At 39.4% G+C, this 20912-nt stretch carries 13 protein-coding genes; all 13 read right to left on the bottom strand.

Annotated elements, in window-relative coordinates:
- Positions 1–47: 47 nt before the first annotated feature.
- On the bottom strand, positions 48–419 hold the full coding sequence (locus CUS89_RS13545; RefSeq protein WP_104872507.1) for an LPXTG cell wall anchor domain-containing protein: 372 nt from the start codon (positions 417–419) through the stop codon (positions 48–50).
- A gap of 5 nt (positions 420–424) precedes the next feature.
- Positions 425–988: a hypothetical protein gene (locus tag CUS89_RS13540; protein WP_104872506.1), complete on the bottom strand. Its 564-nt coding sequence runs from the start codon at positions 986–988 to the stop codon at positions 425–427.
- Positions 989–1013: 25 nt separating this feature from the next.
- Positions 1014–1538, bottom strand: a complete 525-nt coding sequence (locus tag CUS89_RS13535) for a hypothetical protein (RefSeq protein ID WP_104872505.1) — start codon at positions 1536–1538, stop codon at positions 1014–1016.
- Positions 1539–1592: 54 nt separating this feature from the next.
- Positions 1593–4547, bottom strand: coding sequence for an InlB B-repeat-containing protein (locus CUS89_RS13530; protein ID WP_104872504.1), 2955 nt, complete (start codon positions 4545–4547; stop codon positions 1593–1595).
- Between the two features lie 152 nt (positions 4548–4699).
- The gene (locus CUS89_RS13525; RefSeq protein WP_104872503.1) at positions 4700–5890 is read right to left on the bottom strand and encodes a hypothetical protein; all 1191 of its coding nucleotides are present in this window, start codon (positions 5888–5890) and stop codon (positions 4700–4702) included.
- Positions 5891–5957: 67 nt separating this feature from the next.
- The gene (locus tag CUS89_RS16155; protein WP_181055374.1) at positions 5958–6134 is read right to left on the bottom strand and encodes a hypothetical protein; all 177 of its coding nucleotides are present in this window, start codon (positions 6132–6134) and stop codon (positions 5958–5960) included.
- Positions 6135–6180: 46 nt separating this feature from the next.
- On the bottom strand, positions 6181–6741 hold the full coding sequence (locus CUS89_RS13520; protein ID WP_104872502.1) for a hypothetical protein: 561 nt from the start codon (positions 6739–6741) through the stop codon (positions 6181–6183).
- A gap of 31 nt (positions 6742–6772) precedes the next feature.
- Positions 6773–9346 (bottom strand): MucBP domain-containing protein, encoded by a 2574-nt coding sequence (locus CUS89_RS13515; RefSeq protein ID WP_104872501.1) that lies wholly within the window; start codon positions 9344–9346, stop codon positions 6773–6775.
- A gap of 20 nt (positions 9347–9366) precedes the next feature.
- Positions 9367–14004: a hypothetical protein gene (locus CUS89_RS13510; protein WP_104872500.1), complete on the bottom strand. Its 4638-nt coding sequence runs from the start codon at positions 14002–14004 to the stop codon at positions 9367–9369.
- A 38-nt stretch (positions 14005–14042) separates the two neighbouring features.
- Positions 14043–14972 (bottom strand): hypothetical protein, encoded by a 930-nt coding sequence (locus CUS89_RS13505; RefSeq protein ID WP_104872499.1) that lies wholly within the window; start codon positions 14970–14972, stop codon positions 14043–14045.
- 19 nt (positions 14973–14991) lie between these two features.
- Entirely contained in the window at positions 14992–18315 is a 3324-nt protein-coding gene (locus CUS89_RS13500) for a lysozyme family protein (protein WP_104872498.1), read from the bottom strand.
- On the bottom strand, positions 18308–20617 hold the full coding sequence (locus CUS89_RS13495; protein WP_104872497.1) for a VirB4-like conjugal transfer ATPase, CD1110 family: 2310 nt from the start codon (positions 20615–20617) through the stop codon (positions 18308–18310). The genes CUS89_RS13500 and CUS89_RS13495 overlap by 8 nt, the downstream gene beginning before the upstream one ends.
- The gene (locus tag CUS89_RS13490) at positions 20559–20909 is read right to left on the bottom strand and encodes a PrgI family protein (RefSeq protein ID WP_071867946.1); all 351 of its coding nucleotides are present in this window, start codon (positions 20907–20909) and stop codon (positions 20559–20561) included. The genes CUS89_RS13495 and CUS89_RS13490 overlap by 59 nt, the downstream gene beginning before the upstream one ends.
- Between the last annotated feature and the right edge of the window lie 3 nt (positions 20910–20912).

Genomic DNA, 20912 nt, shown 5'->3' with positions numbered 1-20912 from the left:
TACTCGTTTTCTGTCATTTTTCAACGCTCATTTCCCTACTAGATCGATCATTTAAAGTATTCAATAGGATAGTTTCGTTTTCTAGAAAACAAAACTACTCCCCCAGAAATACCAATCAACAGATAGCCTAAAAAAACGATTCGTTGATTTACTACTGTTCCTGTTTCGGGTAGATTTTTTTGAGTGATCGCAGAAAGATCAGCGACTAGTGTCTGATGTTTGTTTTTTTCTTTTGTTTCTTCAACAGTCGATCCAATCGTACCAGATACTCTGATATTGTGAGTGGACTGCACCTCTTCCGCCTTGACTATGGTTGAACAGGATAAGCTCATAATAAAAAGTATTTGTAGTACCGATAAAACTTGCCATTTTTTACTTCTAGACTTCCTCATCGTACTATCTGATAGTAGATTTTCCATTCGCTTTATTCCTCTACTGCAAAATTCAATACTAGTTTAAAGCTCGGATTACTTTCTACGGAAGCATTTCTCGGTGTCGCATCCCCATTAAATTGGAAGTTACCGACTGTATGATTCCCCTCATTACCAGATAAGGTGAATAAAGGCGTAGCTGTAACTGTCGAAACTCCTTTGTTGAATAATTCGATCGTGTTGATCGTTAGTCGATCCACTTCGCTCATTTCTTTGACTTCTGTCACATTTGAGACGGAAGCCCGCACACTTAGCGCAGAATGGTTCGTCACGTGATAAGCCGGAGAAGTAATCTTTTTATGCTCAGATTCTTCTGTTGTCCGGAAAATAGCTGTCGTCGGTAGGGTCACATTGATCCATTGATCGAGATTTTCTGGATTTGGACCAGGCTTTGTATTATCAAATTCACCGATGATCCCCTTTATAGTGATATCTCCAGAAGTTGCACCTTCTCGCCCATCGATGGTTTGGACTGGACTAGCAAAAGCGGTAATTCCACTAATACATACTCCTGTAATTGTTAGAATACTTAACACTAATTTTGTTGCTTTTTTCATTTTAGGTAGCCTCACTTAAATTGGATTAATTTTTTATCAATATGCTGATTTCTGCTTCGGTTACGCCTTGTTTTTCTTTGGTTTCTGGATCATAGATATTGACTGTCGCTGTTGCTGGATATTCTCCTTTTTCTAAAGGTCGCTTCAAATACACCGCTTCAATCAATTGATTGGGATAAATCGCACCAGAAGAATAAATCACTTCTTTCGTGTCATTGATCGTGATATCGACCGCAATCGGATAAACATTCGTGCCAGGATTGACGATTTCGATCGATCCACGACTTCTGCCATTTTCAAAAACTGCTTCTGGGTTGATCTGCAAGGTGAAATAATTTGCATCTGCTAGTTCTTGCGCACGCTCAGAGATCCGTTGATCACTCGCATCACTGATTTCAGGTAACAAATCCGCGCTGATAACTGGAGTGGGTTCTTTGTGACTAAACCAATACCAACTAGCAACAGCCATCACCATTAAAGAAACAAACAATAATAAGACACCGTTCTTCCGTCGTTTCTTTTGTTGATTCCTTCGTTTTGTTTTATTCATTGGTTGAACGTCTCCTAGTCATTATCATTCTTTTATCTCGTACATCTATGCCCGCTATCTGGGAACAAATCGTAAAATCATACGGTAGGTGGGAACTAATGACTCTTGATAATAGCCCCCTTGTTCATTGCCATCATCCGAGATCCACTTAGGATACGGCCCATAAAATCGACCGGTCAAATGGAAAGGTATACTTGAGTATGGCGAAACTTGTGCCAAGCGTTGTTCACTTCTCCGTTCATACAAGGAAATTTTGGTTTCATTAGACATCAACTGTAATTCCAATAGTGGTTGTTTGATATCAGAGAAGTTTTTCGGTTGTCCTTCTTGCAATGGAGCGTGATCTAAAGGATCTTCACCCTCTCTTAACAAGGTGACCCCTGCATCATCCTCAACAATAAATTGATTCATATACGCATCAACAGAAAGATCTGAATGATTTCGGATCTCGTAATCTGGACTAACAAAGTCACGATTAGTTTCCTCGCCTTGGTAGAGGGATTCGAACACCATTTTTGTCGGTATGGAAACTTTTAGATGATGGATCTTTGAACTAACATCAATGCCTATTGTAAACTGATAGGCTTTGTTCCCTACTTGAAATGTAGCAAAATACGTTCCATCGTCCACTTCATCCTTGGTTAAATCCGTAGCCACGATTTTAATTTCCTGACTGCGATCGTCCTGTGTCAAAGCATCGTGTGCTGTTGCCTGACTTTCCTTCAGAATCAATTCATGGAGTTCTGCTTCACTGGTTAATGCCTCTAACTTCTTACGTTCTAATGTGAAGTGATTTGCAGTGTAGTCGATCCCTTTGATTACCTTTTCTTCAATCATCAAATCACCAGTTGTTTCGACGGATGGTTTAGCAACAGCGAGTGTTACCTGTGTATCTGTTGCTAGGCGCTCATTTTCTGCCAAGGGTATCTCAAACTGTCGAATCCGTTGATCTGCATCTTGGTAATCTCCCCACTTGATCCTCGGTGATTCTTTAGTTACAGTGACTGTTTGTCCCGCTGTATTTTGGTAAGTGATTGTTCGACTATCCGTTACTTCTGTCATCCAGCCAGTTATTGCTGTTGATTGGTCACTTAATGGCTCTAATACTGCCACTAATTCTTCCGGACGAAAAACCTCCCATACATAAGTTCCTGGATGATTTCCGTCATAATTTGCCATAAATTCGTTTGAATTCTCAAACGCGATTGTTCGAACTGAACTATCCAAACTTTCTTCAAGCACCCATCGTCCTGTATATTCCGCTGTAGGAACGATAGTTCGTAAGCTGGTATTTCCGATAACTGTTTCTTTTCCTAATTTAAGGGATGAAAGTCTTGATGCAAAATAGAACATGCCCCTGATATCTTTATTTCTTGTGTCCCAATTGCTCAAGTCTAATTCAGTTAGCGAAAAGGAAGACATAAATAAATTGCTCATGCTAGAAACCTTACCAACATTCCATTGACTAACATCTATATCAACAAGGTTGGATGTCCACGCAAATGCATGAGTCAACGTTGTCACATTTGACACATCCCATTGACTGACATCTAGCTTTCTTAAATTGGTCATCCAAGCAAATGTGTGACTCATGCTAGTTACATTAGACACATCCCATTGACTAATATCTAGCTCTTTTAGCGCCAAAGCATGGGCAAACATCTCATCCATATTCGTTACCTTAGATGTATTAAAATTCCCTACACCTTCAATACTTTCTAACTGTCTTGCCCCGTTAAAAAGAGATGCGCTATTTTCCGGTAAAAATACCTCGTTGGTGACAATGATCGTTTCAACTTCGGAATGGCTTTTCCATGGCGCTTCTGGGACCGATCCACCGATTCCACCATACAAATGGATCGTTTTCGTTGCCTCGTCGTATTCCCAAGGGACAGTTCCCCATAACTGCTGGTTCTTCCGATAAGTATAGGTGACTATTTGCTCAACATTCGTGAAAACCCCTGTTGCATTTTCCGGTGTAACAAGCAATTCCCACCCTTCGATTTCTTTTGCTTCTGTACGATATGCTTCTCCGCTAAATCCCGTTAAAATATCGCTTTGAGCTAACTCATTACCCTCTTCGTCCACATACCTTACGACGACACTGCTTTGTTGCAAGCGTTCATAATTGGCTTGGACGCTCACAGGTCCCGTCCCCATTCGTAAACTGGTATTCGCCAGATTACTATTCGTTATGGTTGCACCATTTTGGGTTCGAAACTGCCAATTGACAAAACGATAACCGGTAGCTGGATTTGCATTCAAATTGATGGTTGCTCCTTGGGCAGCGGATGAAGCTGAAACCCTAGGATTGCCACCAATCGTTGGATTTGCCTGCACACTCACACTATGGGTGATTTGTTCGTAGACTGCTCGAACGGACGAATCTCCTGCCCCCATCGTAATGGATGTACTTTGACTCGTTCGGTTTGCAATAGTCGCGTTTCCAGAAACAGGCTCCCATTGAACAAAGCGATATCCATTCGAAACGTTGGCATGGATCGTGGTCGTTTCACCTTGTGCCAGTATTGTTTGATCCGCTCTTGGATTTCCTCCAGCATTTGGAGAAGATTGGAAAGATAAATTGTACACTCGCTCATAAACCGCTCGAATCCTTGCTGTCGCACTTATCGGTCCTATAGGTCCGCCACCTGTATTGAGATTTGTTACCTCTGCATTTGGGTTTTGTATAGAAACGCCATCACTGGATACTAATTCCCACCGTACAAAACGAAATCCTGGATTCGGATTCGCATGTATGGTGTACACCGTTGCAAGTGGTGGCATCGGATTGTTCCTTGTATAGGTAGGATTTCCACCTTCAGAAGGACTTGTTTCAAATGTAATCGTTACATCTCTAGCGAAGTCTACCCTTGCCTCATTCTGGCTTACAGTAGCGGATTCACTGGTTTCTGATCCATAAACAAAATGAAAAGGTAGATGAGACAATAGAACAACGATTACGGTTAATAGGATGATAGTTTTATTATGATTAATTCTACTTTTCATTGGTGCTCCTTAATGATTAACTGTTGGAATAAATAAACACATCGATCTTTTTCTTTTTATGAATAGTTCCAGATGAAAAACATCCGTCATTTTTACACACTGATCAGTGATATCTCCTATTGATAAAATCGATATCAATAGGAGATCTGTTGTTATGCTCGTAATTCTTTATGTGAAGAATTACGTAATTTCTCCGTATTTTTTTGTTGCATGATTTCTGCTGATTTACTTATGCTTGCTTCCATTTTGTTTTGCAGTTTACTAGGAGCAGGAATACTTGTAGCCAAGGAAGGCGATAACGTTTTTTGCGTAAGTCTTCGCTGCTTCACTTCATGAGAAGTCCCTGTGCGTTCACTAGCATTGAATAAGTTTTCTGCTTTTATGAGATCGCCTTTCATAGCTAGTGATCGAGCTTCTCCTATAATATTCAATTCGTTTTTTAATTCATGGATCTGATTTTTTAATTGACGATATTTTTCGCGATTAAAAATATACTTACTAAAAAAATTGATTCGCTGTTTTTTACTTTGTAATTCGGCTAATTCATTTTGTTTCGTGTTGACTTTCATACTGTATTTCTCTAAATTATGATTTTTTACAATTTTTTCTTTCAATTCATGGATTTTTTCAAAAGCGGAATGAGTATCTCGATAGTATCCTTGGTCTTCTTTCCAGGTTTCGATAAAATTTCCGAGTGCTAGTTCACTTTGTTTTTCATTTTTCTTAAACCTGCCATAGAAACCCCCGTCATTAAAACTATTTTTCATCTTCAGGTCATATCTTTTTTTATGCATGTCGATATTCTCACCTAATTCCTTGATGTTTTTTTCATCCTTTGATGAATCATACTGAAATTTATACTCCTCAAAAAAATTAGATAGTTTTTCAAATTGTTGATCCAGATCGTGGTGGATCATTTTTTGGGCATTTTTTAAATCTGTTTTAACGATCGTTGAGTCCCTATTCGCTTGCCCAGCTATGCCTGTTTTGTCTGTAAGTTCATGACTCTTAGCTGATTTGAGACGTTCAGTTTCTCTTTCTCTGATCAACTGTGTTTTCTCCGCTTCTAATTTTTCATAGCGGGGATCACTCATATCTTTGATACGGTTTATTTGCGCTTGTTTCTCTGAAATTTTTTCCGTTAATTGCTGAATCTTTTTAGGATCAGCTTTTACTTCAGTTACTCTCGAGGTACTGGATGAAGCGGTCGACTGTCTTTCATTCCGTGCAGCGATTTGTTGTCGCACCTTATTTCTCTCTGCTACTAAGCGATCGTATTCAGGATCACTGATATCTTTTATACGTTCAATTCTTTGGTTTAATTTTATGAGTTGTTCATCCATTATCATTCCCACTTTCTTAAAGAAATCCTTTATCTGTCTTCGCGATATTATTTATGAACAAAATGACTTATTTCCTATTTTTTATTTTTTTTAACGAACGTTTGAATCCCTCTGACGATCGAACACTCTCCAAATAAACGCGTTCTTGCTCTCTCTTGTTTTCTTCTATCCTTTTCGTTGTTTGGATTCGCTTAGTTTCACGGCCGATTCTTCGTTGTTCATCACTCATACGCTCATGTTCCATTGTTTCTCCTCCAATCAGGATGACTCAAATTGATCATGAGAATTCCTTATGATCTTTGCAATGACGGTCTTCTTGTTAACTGATTATTTTTTGATAATTGATTGATTTTATTACTTTTACTGATTGCCTCTTTTTTTACTGTGGCAAAACTCAATTTTTTGACTTTAGCAACAGATTGTTGTTTTGCCGCTTTCACTGTCTTGACTTCAGCTGATTTTATTCTTCGTTGTGGGGACGTGGCGCTGATACCGAGTGTCTTTATACTTTTTAATAGATCAAACTTCATGAAGTTCGCTCCTAATTTGTATAAAAACTGAAAAAGATTCCGATTGGTCTTTGTTGCGATATTTTTTACAACAGGCGCTTTTTCCTTCGCAGCTTCCAACTTGACAGGTTGTTTTTTAGTTGCCTTCGTCGTATTAGCAGATGCTTCTAAAGGCGATTGCTCTTTTTCTTTCTTTTTTGTGATTCTATTTTTTATCATCTTCGTCACTTTGACGACAAATCTTCCTAAATATTTCAGTCCCATAAAACCAAATTTAGGTGTTTTCAACGATGTTTTTTGTAGCATTTTTACCTCTGGATCTGGCTGTTCATTGGTGATCATCGAACTCCTCCTTTAAATCAAACGTTTGGTATCATTTATTTTTATATTTAGTTCGCTTTTTTAGTTGTTTCCAAAAGACAAATGTAACCATTGACGTCCCTACTACAGTTAAGGAAATACCTGCTTGACTATTCAATCTTGGTAGCGAACGCTTCTCTTCTTTTCTTCTGATTGCGACCCCATCATTCTTTTTAGTTGAAGTTTTTTTGTCAGTTGTTTGGTCCACCGGTTTTGTTTCAGGGTGCTTATCCTTATTATCATTAGGTTTGTCTTCCTCTGGTATCGGCTGCTTCTCATTTCTAACATAAATGAAGTTTATTTCTTGCTCATCATCTGTAAATATACCTGTAGGTTGACCGATGGTTTCTTTCACTTCCCAACCAGCTACTTGTAAGGGTTCCGCTTTAAAAACTTCTCCCCATCTTCCAACAAGAATGTCCATCCGATTTTTTTCAGGCGCTTCCTCAAAAATGTGGTTGACGACTACTTGACCGCCAACTTTACGCTCATATTGGATCGTTATCGTTTGCACTTGTTCCGTTACGGTCACTTGTGGTAGTTCACCTTTTATTTGCCAACCTGCAAGTAGTTTTGGCGTCAATTCGAATTGTTCACCCACATAACCGACATCTGTTAAAATTTCACTCGTATTCAATGACGGATCATTGATATATTCATGGTTCACAGTTATGGCTCCGCCGGTTTGACGCTCATATTTGATTGTTACCGTTTGTGCTTGTTCTTTCACTGTTACTTCAGGCAGATCTTTTACTCGCCAGCCGTCTTCCGTTTTTGGCGTCAATTCAAATCGATCGCCCACATGCCCTACATCGGTGAATGTCTCACTTGTATTCTTAGTGGAATCGCCGATAAACTCATGATTGACGGTGATCGCTCCGCCGGTTTGGCGTTCATATTGGATCGTTACTGTTTGGGCTTGTTCTGTTACTGTCACTTGTGGCAATTCACCTTTTACTCGCCAACCAGCTTCTGTTCTAGGTGTCAATTCAAAGCGATCACCCACATTCCCTACGTTTGTGAATCGCTCACTGCTGTTCATAGTCGGAGCACCGATAAATTCGTGGTTCACTGTGATCGCTCCGCCAGTTTGGCGCTCATATTGGATCGTTACCGTTTGGGCTTGTTCTGTCACTGTCACTTGCGGCAATTCACCTTTTACTTGCCAGCCAGCTTCTGTTCTAGGTGTCAATTCAAAGCGATCGCCCACATTCCCCACGTCTGTGAATCGTTCACTGCTGTTCATAGTCGGAGCACCGATAAATTCGTGGTTCACTGTAATTGCTCCACCTGTTTGACGTTCATAGGTGATTGTTACGGTTTGTGCTTGTTCTGTTACCGTCACTTCTGGCAATTCACCTTTTACTCGCCAGCCAGCTTCTGTTCTAGGCGTCAATTCAAATCGATCACCCACATACCCTACGTTTGTGAATCGATCACTGCTGTTCATAGTCGGAGCATCGATAAATTCATGATTTACAGTGATTGCTCCGCCGGTTTGACGTTCGTATTGGATCGTTACCGTTTGTGTTTGTTCTGTCACTGTCACTTGTGGCAATTCACCTTTTACTTGCCAGCCAGCTTCTGTTCTAGGTGTCAATTCAAAGCGATCGCCCACATTCCCTACGTCTGTGAATCGCTCAGTGCTGTTCATAGTGGAAGCTCCGATAAATTCGTGGTTCACTGTGATCACTCCGCCCACCGTTGGATTCTTTGTATAGACAAATTCAACAAGTCTTTCCGGACCAGCTTCCATCTGACCGGAAGCATTTGCGCTTCCAGATGATAATCTGCTGTAGGTATATCCCGGAATGGCTGGAGGTGTATACGTATAGTTTTGACCAACCTCCATTTGTTCTACCAGTGGATCTCGGATCTCATTCCCTGCCTCATCGATATATCTAACTCTGATTGAATTTTTTGTTCGCAATGACAATGTGCCCAAATTAAGATTAGTAAGTGTAATACCCCCTACATTAATCGGGTTGTTTCCAAAAAAATCAGCAGTTGTTGGATCAATTGCCCATGTATCTAAATAAAGCGAACTCAAGTTAAGATTGATTGAGTTAGTATGGCCATTTGCCGCACTCACCTGTGACCTAGTAACTGTCACATCAACTCTTGTAAGATTTCCCGTAGTCGGGCCAACTACCCTGCTAATGGTCACTCCCGAAGGAAGATTTGTCGCGGTCACCTCACCTATGCTAAAATTACCTGGCAGATTTGGTGACTTTCCATAACGCATCTGAGTATAAAAGTAATTGGGGACAGGCGTATTTCCACTCTTACCTCCCGTAAGTGCTGGAATCCAACTACCTCGGTCTGCCACCAGGGCGTAGGTAGGAATATTAACCGAAAAACTCACACTATCCCCCACATTAACCCCCAAAGAACCATCTACTTGTGGTGTAGCATTGATTTGTTGAGAGATTGCGTTTTCTCCTTCGTCATACAACCATGCACGTAAGCTCTTTCCTTGATGGATCTCATTGAGCATATAATCATTAAAAGTAGCATAAACACTCACTGGAAAATGCAAGAGCAACAAGATGACGCTAAATATGCTCATTAGTTTGATTTTATTCATTGAATCTCTCTCCGTATTCTTTATTTTTCAAAAGATATTTGACCTTTCAGTAGGGGCTTGCCACTGACATTATTACTCTTCGAAATTGCTTTTTGTTTGATTGAATCAAATGCCTCTTTGACGGCCGGCTGACGATTGATTCCCTTATTCTGTTCAGTAATCTGTGGATTACTTTCAGATTTTGTATTATCCACCCGATGTCTTGCGGCTTCACCTAATTGATTCGTCGTACGGTTATCACGAGAGGACTGTGATGGTGGCTCATGAATATCCGCTTTCACATGAAGTGTTTCATGGGTATTGAACGAATTCGACCGACTTGAACGATTCGCTTCATTTTGGGTTTTGTTTTCTGTCTCTTGACCATAGACCCATGCATATGGACTTTTTTCCATTGACTTCGTCTCATTACTAGCGAGTTTTATGCCATCTTCTTTTGAACCAGCACTTTTTATTGACGAATTATCATGGGCAGGTGCACGATCATCCTTATCCACTTTTTCATAGGCTTTATCAAAATTCTTATCTACCTCTAAAGAATTTTTTTCGATTGTTTCTTTTTGTGTTGTGGTTTCTAATGTTTGATCTTCTTTTTTATAAAACTTTCTTTGTAGTGCATGCAGTCCTTTACTCAAGGCGGTCACACCAAAGGAAACCGCAAGTGCCATTGCAATAACTGAAGTTACTTTGTACATAAATAACGGAGTTGAAGTGGCTATCGCAAATATATATGGTGCTATTACTGGTGTCAGTGCGATACCAATTCCTGCTACAACTATCCCAACACCAAAGATGATGGCGAGAGATTTCCAATTTCTTTTAAAATAACCCTTTACAGATTTGTCTTTTTCTGAATTTTCAGGACTGACTTTTTCTGATGAGTGATTCTGTTGTTTTGTTTTTGCTGTTTCTTTCTCATGAGCGGCAGTTTCTCTTTGAATTGATTTTTCTTTTGGATCAATCACTCGATCTTCTAAGTTTCTCTGTCGACTTCGTTCTGCCTGGCGATAGGTTTGTATTCTAGAACGAAGTTTAAGAATATAGTTGATGAGTTTTGGTCCATAAACGGCAATCAAAATAGTCACGTAAATAAACCGAGTTAATGGTAGTCCATACATAGCAAAGTAAATTGGAACGATACCTAAAATGCCAGTTACCCACATACTGATCAACGGCCAAGATGCTAATGGTAGTAAGTTCAACAAAAATCTTCCGATTTGAATCGCTCGGCTTTTTTTTGTGTGGATTTTCTTTTTTTCTGTAAGCGGTCCTGACTCTGGCAATTCTATATCGTCATCCATAAAATCGGTTTCTGTAGCTTTATCCGTTTTTCCTGAAGCATTCTCATTTAAACCAAAATTATCACTACTCGCGTCTATTCCAAGTTTATCTAAAGAATCAGTTGTGTTTTCCGACTGTTTTTTATCCATTCCTCGAGTGGCTATACTCGCTTCATCCAGTTTCGTTGGTCTCGGTTCCACACCTTCAATCATCTGATTTCTCATTTGGCTATTTTGAGTGTCTGAGGAAGATTCCTCTAAGGGTGCATGGGAACTATCTGTTTGATTATTTGTCTGGGTATTTGTTTCAAGTGGTACTTTTTCTTCTGGATTAAATTTGAGTTTATCAGCTAACAATTCACGGATTTTTTTCGTATTACCAGCAGCAATATCTGTTTGATTTGTTTGATCAGCAGAGTGAACAGTAGGTTGGTTGCTTGTTTCTTTTCTACGATCTAGCTGATCGGCTATAACCGTTTCTTCCGATTTTTGCCCATCACTACTTGTTACAGCAGGATTTTCAAATTGGTTTCGGCGTTGACGAAATCTTTCATTAGCCAAGCCATTTAGTTTTTGCTGGAATGTTTCGTTAGAGTCACTAGCTTCAGTTTCTCTCCCATTTCTGGACTCGTACTGTCTTCGCATCGCTTCAACTCGACCCGTGGGTTCTGGAACTGGTCGTTCACTAGAAAGGGCATTCACACTTTCAAACTGGTCCCTCGTTGCTCTCACTCGTCCCGTAGATTCTGGAACTGGTCGGTCGTTAGGAAGGGCATTCTCTTTTTCAAACCGTTCTCTCGTTGCTCTCACTCGTCCCGTGGATTCTGGAACTGGTCGGTCGTTAGGAAGGGCATTCGGACTTTCAAACCGGTCTCTCGTTGCTCTCACTCGACCCGTGGATTCTGGAACTGGTCGCTCATCACGAAGGGCATTCGCACTTTCAAACTGTTCCCTTGCTGCCTTAACTTGACCCGTTGATTCTGGAACTGGTCGGTCGTTAGGAAGGGCATTCGCACTTTCAAACCGTTCTCTCGTTGCTCTCACTCGACCCGTGGATTCTGGAACTGGTCGCTCATCACGAAGGGCATTCGCACTTTCAAACTGTTCCCTTGCTGCCTTAACTTGACCCGTTGATTCTGGAACTGGTCGGTCGTTAGGAAGGGCATTCGCACTTTCAAACCGGTCTCTCACTGCCCGCACTTGTCCCGTTGATTCTGGAGCTAGTCGTTCATTAGGATGGGCATTCGCTTTTTCAAACTGGTCTAGTTCTGCTCTCACTCGTCCCGTTGATTCTGGAACTGGTCGCTCATTAGGATGATCGTTCGCTTTTTCAAACTGGTCCCTCGCTGCTCTCACTCGTCCCGTGGATTCTGGTGCAAGACGGTTATCACTTTTTACACTAGGATTTTCGAATCGAGCACGACGGTTTTGGAATTCTTCATTCGTCATGCCGGTTTGATTCGATTTTGTTTCGTTTGCAGATGCTGAATCATTCGTATGAACTGCGCTTTCGTTTCCTTTACGTACGATTTCGCTACTGCCATGCATGGGGGTAGCTCTTTGATAAGAAGTTCCTTGATGTTCACTTTTTCCACGACTCTTTTTCTTGGAAAACGATGGTTCATTGCTTGTACTAGTCAGGTTTTCGAATCGATCACGAAGATTTTGAAATTCTTCGTCAGCCCTACCAGTTTGACTCAATTCTGCATTGTTTGTCCTTAATGAGTCATTGTTATCTATCCTACTAGCTTGACTCTCTTGACTCTCTTGTACTAGCTCACTACTTTGTTGCTGCCTAGGTGGATTTTGATAAGTAGCTGTCTGGTAGTTATTCGGTTCGCTTTGGGTTGTTCTCTCTCTAACTGGTGGTTCGTTACTTGGTCCAGGCATATTGCCAAATCGATCTCGCCGTCTTTGAAATTCTTCGTTCGCTCTACCAGCTCGACTCCATTCTGCATTGTTTGTCCTTAATGAGTCATTGTTATCTATCCTGCTAGCTTGACTTTCTTGCACTAACTCACTACTTCGTTGTTGCCTAGGTGGATTTTGATAAGCAGCTGTCTGGTAGTTATCCGGTTCTCGTTGGTTTGTTCTCTCGATGGCTGGTGGTTCGTTACTTGGTCCAGGCAGATTGCCAAATCGGTCTCGATATCTTTGATTTTCTTCGTTCGCCCTACCAGTTCGACTTAATTCTGCATTGTTTGCCCTTAATGAGTCATTGTTGTCTATCCTACTAGCTTGACTTTCTTGCAATAACTCACTACTTCGTTGTTGCCTAGGTGGATTTTGATAAGTAGCTGTCTGGTAGTTATCCGGTTCTCGTTGGTTTGTTCTCTCGATGGCTGGTGGTTCGTTACTTGGTCCAGGCAGATTGCCAAATCGGTCTCGCCGTCTTTGAAATTCTTCATTCGTCATGCCCGTTTGATCCGGTTCTGCTTTATTTGTGGGTGATGATTCATTCGTATAGACTGTGCTTTCGTTTCCTCTACGCACAAATTCGCTAGTGCCTTTTAATGGATGAGCTTTTTGATAGGACGATATTCCTTGATCGCTTTGGTTCTGTCGATCTATCGGTTGATTTTGCCTATTTTGGACAGTCTGCGAGTCATTTGTTTGCGGGGTTCTCCTTCTAGATGACTTTCGACTTTCTAATGGTGAATGTTCATTTGATGAATGATTCAGACCTTCATAGTATTGTCGCAATCGGTTGACTGTTCCTGATGGTACTTCAGCTGAATGCGGTTCTTTATTATAAGAAGGTTCTTTTTCAAATCGTTCTTTTAACTCACTCACTTTAAGACTTTGATGCTGTTCTGCTTTTGTATATTGATTCGTCGTGTGGACAGAATTTACGTGCATCGAGACATTCTCTTTGATCTGCTCATTAGATAAAACTTCTTGCTTTACGTTGTCTCTCTTATTGAGTGAGGCTTGTTCTGCAAATCTTCTTTCTTGTTCAGCCACTAATTTAGGACTTACTAATTCGTCAGATGCTTGTAACTGTGTGTTTGACGTAAAAGTGGGTGCCGCATCTTTTGTCCTTGTTTCTTGCTCACGTATATCTTCTTTTAAGACGATCATCCGCGATTTATAAATGGAGAATCTCAACGTATTGTAGTCTGATGGATCAATGTCTTTGAGCATTCTTTCAAATGATTGTTTTAAATCATTTGTCTTTTCTTCCTTCACTTCTTTTCTTGAAGAAACCAAGTCTAGAACGAAGTGGAATTCTTCTCTGATAGTTTCAGGATTACTATCCAATATTGCTTTTGCTTGAAACTCATTGAATACTTTTTCTTCATGAGGTTTTACTGATTTTATTAAAATATCTTTGTTTATATATTCTTTAAGATAGTTTTCATATTTTTGATAAAACATCGGTCTCCTCCATTCAATGAAGAATTTTTTAGAGTCGATTAACCATTCAAGCGATGTTCAAGTAATTGTTCTAAAGATGAATTTTCTTCTCTAAAAATACCTGTTTGAGTTAATCGCACAGCTTGATGTGGTTTTTCGTAATCATTTACCCATAAAAACATCCCTGGGAGGGAATGCATGCGATAACCGAATTGTGTCTCTTCTAAGGTGACCTCAAATGTCATCACTGCTGAATTTTCATCTGTGACTGATAGTTCAAGTACACATAGCGTCTCAGAAATATCTTCAGAAATGACGCGATAGTAAAAAATTCGACTTATTTCGTTTCCGTCTTCCACTTTTCTTTGGACAAATGTGTCTTCTGTAAAATCAATCAACACTTGACTATTCATCGTCGTTCCCGTCCAACTACCTTGAAGTAACACGTCATTCCATTTTTGACTGATTATCTCATCGATTTCTTCCCCACTGGAATCAATAATTTCTTTGGCCCTTTCCATCAATGCAACACTAGGATAGAAATAGGTCGTGTTCCCTTCATTGTCTTCATAAAAGAAAATCGTTTCGCCTAACCTTGTCATCAGCTCAAAAGAAACTTCCTCTTTCTCTTTGTCCGTCAGAACAAGCTTTGTATCTACTAAGCGATACTGACCCGTTGTGAGCCAACTGGTACTTTGATAAGTTCCATCATTTTTTAATTCCAGAACCATGCCATCCGCTCGATCAGAATACCAAATACCTCTATAAACTAAGGCTTCATTTCTTTCTACTAAATTTAGGTCCTCTTTTTTTTGCTCGCTTGCAGACAAAGGTTTACTACTAGTGGTAGCTTCCGAGTTTTCATTCGTACCGCGATGAAAAAATAGCGAGTAAAAAATAAAACTGAACATGGTGATGAAAATGCCGATAGCTATAAACACGATTCTTTTTCCTTCTTTTGACTCAACTATATTTTTTATTTTTTTCATCGTTCATCCTTTTCTTTCTTTATTGAAGAATACCGTACCCTGAAATGCTTGGATCATTGATAAAATAGGTCCTTCTAGCTACTTTATCGGCAGTATTCCCTTCGATGGTCTGAATGATATTTCCATCTGTAAACTCTACGATTCCCACATGATCTTTTCCTGTACCACCTCCATTCCAATCAAAGAAAATCAAATCACCTGGTTGTGGATGATAGTTCTCTGAAGCCTTCTTATAGTTCCCTTTTTCAGTTAACCAGTTGATCATTTCTAAACAGTTAGCAGTCTTGATTATTTTTTCTTGGTTGAGATACCCTACTTGGTCTGCTACCCAACTCACAAAGATCGCACACCACTCTACTCTTCCTTCAAACCCATACCATCGCCAGTACTTCTCTCCTTGGATCGTACCAATCTCATTGATTGCAGTCTCAAGGAAATCTGAGTTTTCGAGCCATAGATAGTTAGTTACTATAGGTACATAGAACATATTTCCGTAAGCATATCGCCATGAAAATCCATATGCTAACGCTACTGGATGGGTATAAGTAACAGTCTGTCTGTTGCTTTTTTCCCTTGCATATAACTCTGCATGAAAGAAGCTATATTGGTTATTGGTATTTGCTAACCAGTTTAAAAAGTCTTCTCCATAGTTATAGGCTTGAAGAGCCGCACGATCATCAAGATGTAAGTCTCTCGCTTTGCTTAATAATTGGGCAAAATAGTGGGTTCCTCGATCAATTGATAGTTCTGGATCATCAATCGTATTAGGAGACAAACCTTGTGACTCACTAGCCTGCATAATATCAGGGAATCTTTCTGCATCACCACCGGATTCTACTTGGATGATTGCCAAGATCATATTGACATACTCTAAAATCTCATACTTTTCACAGGCTTCTCGAACAAGATGTTCCCATTGTAAAATCATTTGTCCAGGATTTTTAAGACTTCCTGAGATCGTTCTTGAAGAATGATGTGTAAATCCTTCTATCTCAGAAGGATATTGAAATTCCAGATCAAAAATATAAGCAGATGGATAAATATGTCTGTTTGGCCAGAATGTTCGACGTTCAATGACTTCAACCTTTAAATTTCCTGTGGTTTCTCCTACGATTGTATCGGCATCTACCCACTCACCATTTCTCACTCGGACATTTTTTAATGGAGACAAAACAACTCTTTTGCTCAAAGAAGTATTGATAGTGACATAATCATTGCCAGCAGCATGTACTCTTCCTGATCCAGAATTATCGATGCCATAGACAGGCGTGCCAGGCTCAGCCAACAGCTCGATATGATTATGTCTATTTCTGTCATCTGATCCTCGATAGCCATATTTTTGAACAACGATGGCGTCTTGGTTCATGCCAAAAGGACTTTGCAAAAATACTTTATTCTCAAATCGGTCCAATTCTTGGATTGGTCCAAACTTATCTAGTTCTTCCTCTGTCAGCGTATCTGAATTTTCATCAATAAACTGACTGATTGTTTTGATCTCAATATTGATCAACGCCACTTTTATCGTACGATGCGTTGGACGATCTTCTTCATTACGAGGGGTAGCGGGTTGGCCCCCAGTTGGAGTGTCATTCGCTTGATTTTCTTCGGACTCATTCGGTGCATCTTCTGAGTCCTCGTCTTCTTCCGATTCATCCGCTTCTTCTTCCGAGTCCTCTTCTTTTTCTGAACCGTTCAGTTCTTCTTCTGAGTCCTCATCTTTTTCCGAATTATCCGCTTCTTCTGAATCCTCATCTTCCTCCGAATCATCCGCTTCTTCTTCTGATTCCTCGTCTTCTTCTGAATCATCCGCTTCTTCTGAATCCTCATCTTCCTCCGAATCATCCGCTTCTTCTTCTGATTCCTCGTCTTCTTCTGAATCATCCGGTTCTTCTTCTGAGTCCTCGTCTTCTTCCGAATCATCTGGTTCTTCCTCTTCCGAACCATCAGCTTCTTCCGATTCATCGTCGTCTTCAGAGTCTTCCGATCCGTCCTCTTCTGGATCAGTCTCATCAGGATAAATAATTGGTACTTCTCTTGTTTCGATTTCTGTCGTGTAACTAAAGGTATAGCCATGGATTCCTTCTACTTCTCCACGAACTCTTGTTGCACCAAAGATATTGCTACTTGCTGAGATACGTTTACTGATGTTATAGTCTTCATATTTTGCATTCAGGTAATAGAGGTACGTATCTGCATCAGAGCTATAGATAAAATTGTTATCTGGTCTTGCAACACCATTTACAACAAAATAAACTTCTTCGATTTCAGAATTTTCTGAAAAATCTTCAAAAACTTGTTGCACTTCTTTGTTCTTTCTGGCATCCAAAAGTGTGACATGCTCATATGCCTCTGCTAACGCCATATCTTCCGTTTTTATAGTAAATATACTAGCGATAAAATTAAAGATGGCGATAATTACGACGATAACGACAATGACGACAGCCAAGATCATCATTACTTTGACGGACAACAACATGAGGATCAGTTTGAGAATAATAAATAAGACTAAAAGAACTCCAAGAATATTCAATTCGCCATCTTTGTTCCTGCCAACTGTGTCTATGGCTGTTTGTGCCAGATTTTTTTTCAGTTTGGGTTTGAATTTTTTTTTCGATGGCATTTTTGTTTGCTTTTTTAATCGTTTGACTTTGTTGGAGTTACTTAACACTTGATGTTTACGTTCAAGTTTGTCTTTGATGCCGAATAATTTTTCTTCAAGTTTCTTTGCTCTGGTCTGCTTATTCGTAGTAAGTGTATTCTTTATGCCAGATAGATTGAGAACATTTTTATCTAGTTTTTCTTGTTTCTTATGATAGAATTTTTTTGATCCTAATTTTTGTTTATTGATTTTTTCAGTAGAGAGCTGACTTCGCTGATTCGTCCCACTATGTTTGGGTGAAGTTTGTCTTTTTTTTATTCCTAAAAGCGCATGATTGATTTCTTTAGGAGAGCGATGTTTATTCTTTATGAAATAGGCCTTTTCTCTTGTGGTACTATGTTGTTTGTTACTATTGATTTTGTTTAACTTTTTTTTATTTGTTATAAGATGACGCTTTTTAAAATGACTAGCGTATGGTTTTTTGCTTGTTGCGCCTTTACTTAATGGCTCTTTTCTTGACTGGCTATTCATTATATGTTGTTTGAAATCAACGATATTTCTATTTTTTAGCTGTAAGCTATCTCTTTTTTTTCTCGCTAATTTTTGCTGACGCTTTTTGAATCGGAGGCGTTTCTTCAGTGCTTTCTTTTTTTGTTCTTTCGGACTGACACGTTTCAATTTGATCGATAACAGATCTTGCTGCTTGTTGTTTTCTTGTTTATTCCCCTCGTATGTTTCATTCATAATCTTGCTTTGTCTTTACCTCTTCACCAGGTTTAGTTGTCATGATTTGATAGAGTTTCGTCTCTTTAGGCAGTCGGTCTTCAAATGGAATGATCGTGTCCCCAAACACCATCAATCCAGTACCTTCACTCCCATTTAATACATACTTTTCCTGCTCTTCCGATATATCGAATAAACGAGTCAACTCTGAGCGGTCAGATTTTGCTTGATTGAACATGACAACGAAGTCGCTATTAGAAAGCATTCTTCTGGCTAGATCCGACAATAATAGTGTCTCGACATTTTGAGTGATCCCTGTCGGTATAGCCCCCCATTTTCTTGCTCTACTCCACAATTCAAAGAAATAATTTTCTGAATATTCATTTGTAAAGAGCAACTGTAATTCATCAATATATAACCATGTACGGATTCCTGATTCTCGATTTAATGTGATTCGATTCCAAATTTGATCTAAAACGACCAACATTCCGAATGGTTTAAGTTGTTTCCCTAAATCTTTGATGTCAAAAATGACCAATTGTTTATTTAAATCCACGTTCGTCTGTTTGGAAAATAGCGCTAGGCTACCTTCTGTATAAAGCTCCAATTCAATCGCCAGTTGCTTTGCCTCTTCTTCTGGCTGTGCATTTAGCGCCATATAAAAATCTTTTAATGTCGGCAACTGTGTCTGTTCTTGGTAAATTTTTCGGCATACTCGGTCGATGATCGTCTTTTGTTGGGAAGATAACCCTAAAATACCACCCGTGATCAGCTCACAAAGTGAAATCAAAAACTGGGTTTTTAAAGCGATCGGGTCTGCATCATCGCCATAGTTACTATTGATATCCATCGGATTGATGCAGGTGTTTGAATTTCCAGCCAATCGAACCATTTGACCATCAAATTCCGAGCAAATATGCTGATATTCTGATTCAGGATCAATGACGATCACTTCGTCTTTGGCGTTTCTTAGTAAAACATTCACTATTTCCCGTTTGACAGAGAAACTCTTACCTGATCCTGGTGTGCCCAAGACAAACCCATTGGGCGCCATTAGTTTTTTCCGATCAAGAATCGTCAGATTTTTTGTCACAGAATTGATCCCATAATAATTGCCATTCTCATGGAGCATTTCAGAAATCGAAAATGGCATCAACGCCGAAACCGCAGAAGTTGCCAATAAGCGATTTAAAGGAACATGATTCTTTCCTATTGGTAATATTGTATTTAAAGCAAATTTTTGTAAATACGCTAGTTCAATGATCGTGCAACCAAATCTTCGCCCTACCGACTTGATTTTACTAGCGATTTTATTTAAGTTATCCTGATTCTCTGCGGAGAAATTGATCAACACAGTTACTTCAAATAGTTTCTGGCTTTTACTTTGTAATGAATCTAAAAGCTCTTTTGCTTCATCCAGGGAATAAGTCAGGTCATAGGTTAGCATGTCATAATCGTACCCACTATTTAAGGCTTTTCTCTGTTCATCCACTTTTTGCTGATCCATGTAAGCCATTTTAGTCTTTACTAAGTCGAAACTGCTTGCCATCGGTATCGGCCTGCAACTAACCGTAAGAGTGATTTCTTCATCGATCTCCATGAGACCTGTCAAGCATTCATCAGATAGTTCAGCAGGGTAACCATTCAAATACAGGGTCTGATTTAGTTTGTCATCGATCTTGATCAGGCGCTTATCTAATTTGAGATCGACTTGTTTCGGTAGTAATGTATGCTTCTCATTATTTAAGATTTGCCCGATCAATTCTTTGCGTTCTTCCCCTTTTAAAATATGGATGGTCGAACCAATTTTTCGAGCGAATAGATCCAATTGATCGGCAATCAAGAATAACTCTCTTTCCGCAAATTCCTGATTCTCATGTTTTTGAGTAAACGTAATAAAAATTTTCTTTTCAAACGCATTCTTCTTTTCGTTGATTTTCGCTGTTAGATAGTCATTCATTTCTTGGCGGTACTTATCATCATATTGTTCATTTTTTTCTTTAAAAAGGACATGAGTCAATTCTTCGACTGTTTTTTTCTTTTTTACTAACGTGACTTTGTAATCAATGGAAGCTTCCAAAGAATTTAGGAACTCACAATATTTAATGAATATCTGCATACGTTGTTCTTCGGAACAAAGTTGATAACTGATATCGTCAATATGGATCGTTATTGAGTATTCATTCTCAGTAATTAAACAAATACCGTTATCATAGATTTCTTCATAAAGTAAAAAAGATTTTTTTTCTTCTTGCATATTTTTCTTATTCTTGTTTTGCCTGAAGTTCACCTTCATGAAATTGGGACGTATCAGATTCTTCATAAACAACTACTCCTTGATCAAAATGGTAAATAAAATAGTATTTCAAATAGCGTTCAAAAGGCAGTCCCTCTTTTTTTAGCCACCCAAAAGCGACGATTGGCATTGAAACGAGAATCATCAGCCAACTGATCACGTCCATGGAGTAACCAAAAAAGCGCACAAACACAAAACTGATCACGATGTTAGTCAACACCGCCACAGACAGAAAGCCTAATTGTCGTACGCTCATACCTGCTACGATTCGTTCTTTATATTCACGTACATCTTTATGGACTTTGACTTCAATTGCCATTGC

This window comes from Enterococcus mundtii, from assembly GCF_002947535.1.
Classification (GTDB): Bacteria; Bacillota; Bacilli; order Lactobacillales; family Enterococcaceae; genus Enterococcus_B; species Enterococcus_B mundtii_B.
This window is presented reverse-complemented; position numbering and strand designations above follow the sequence as displayed.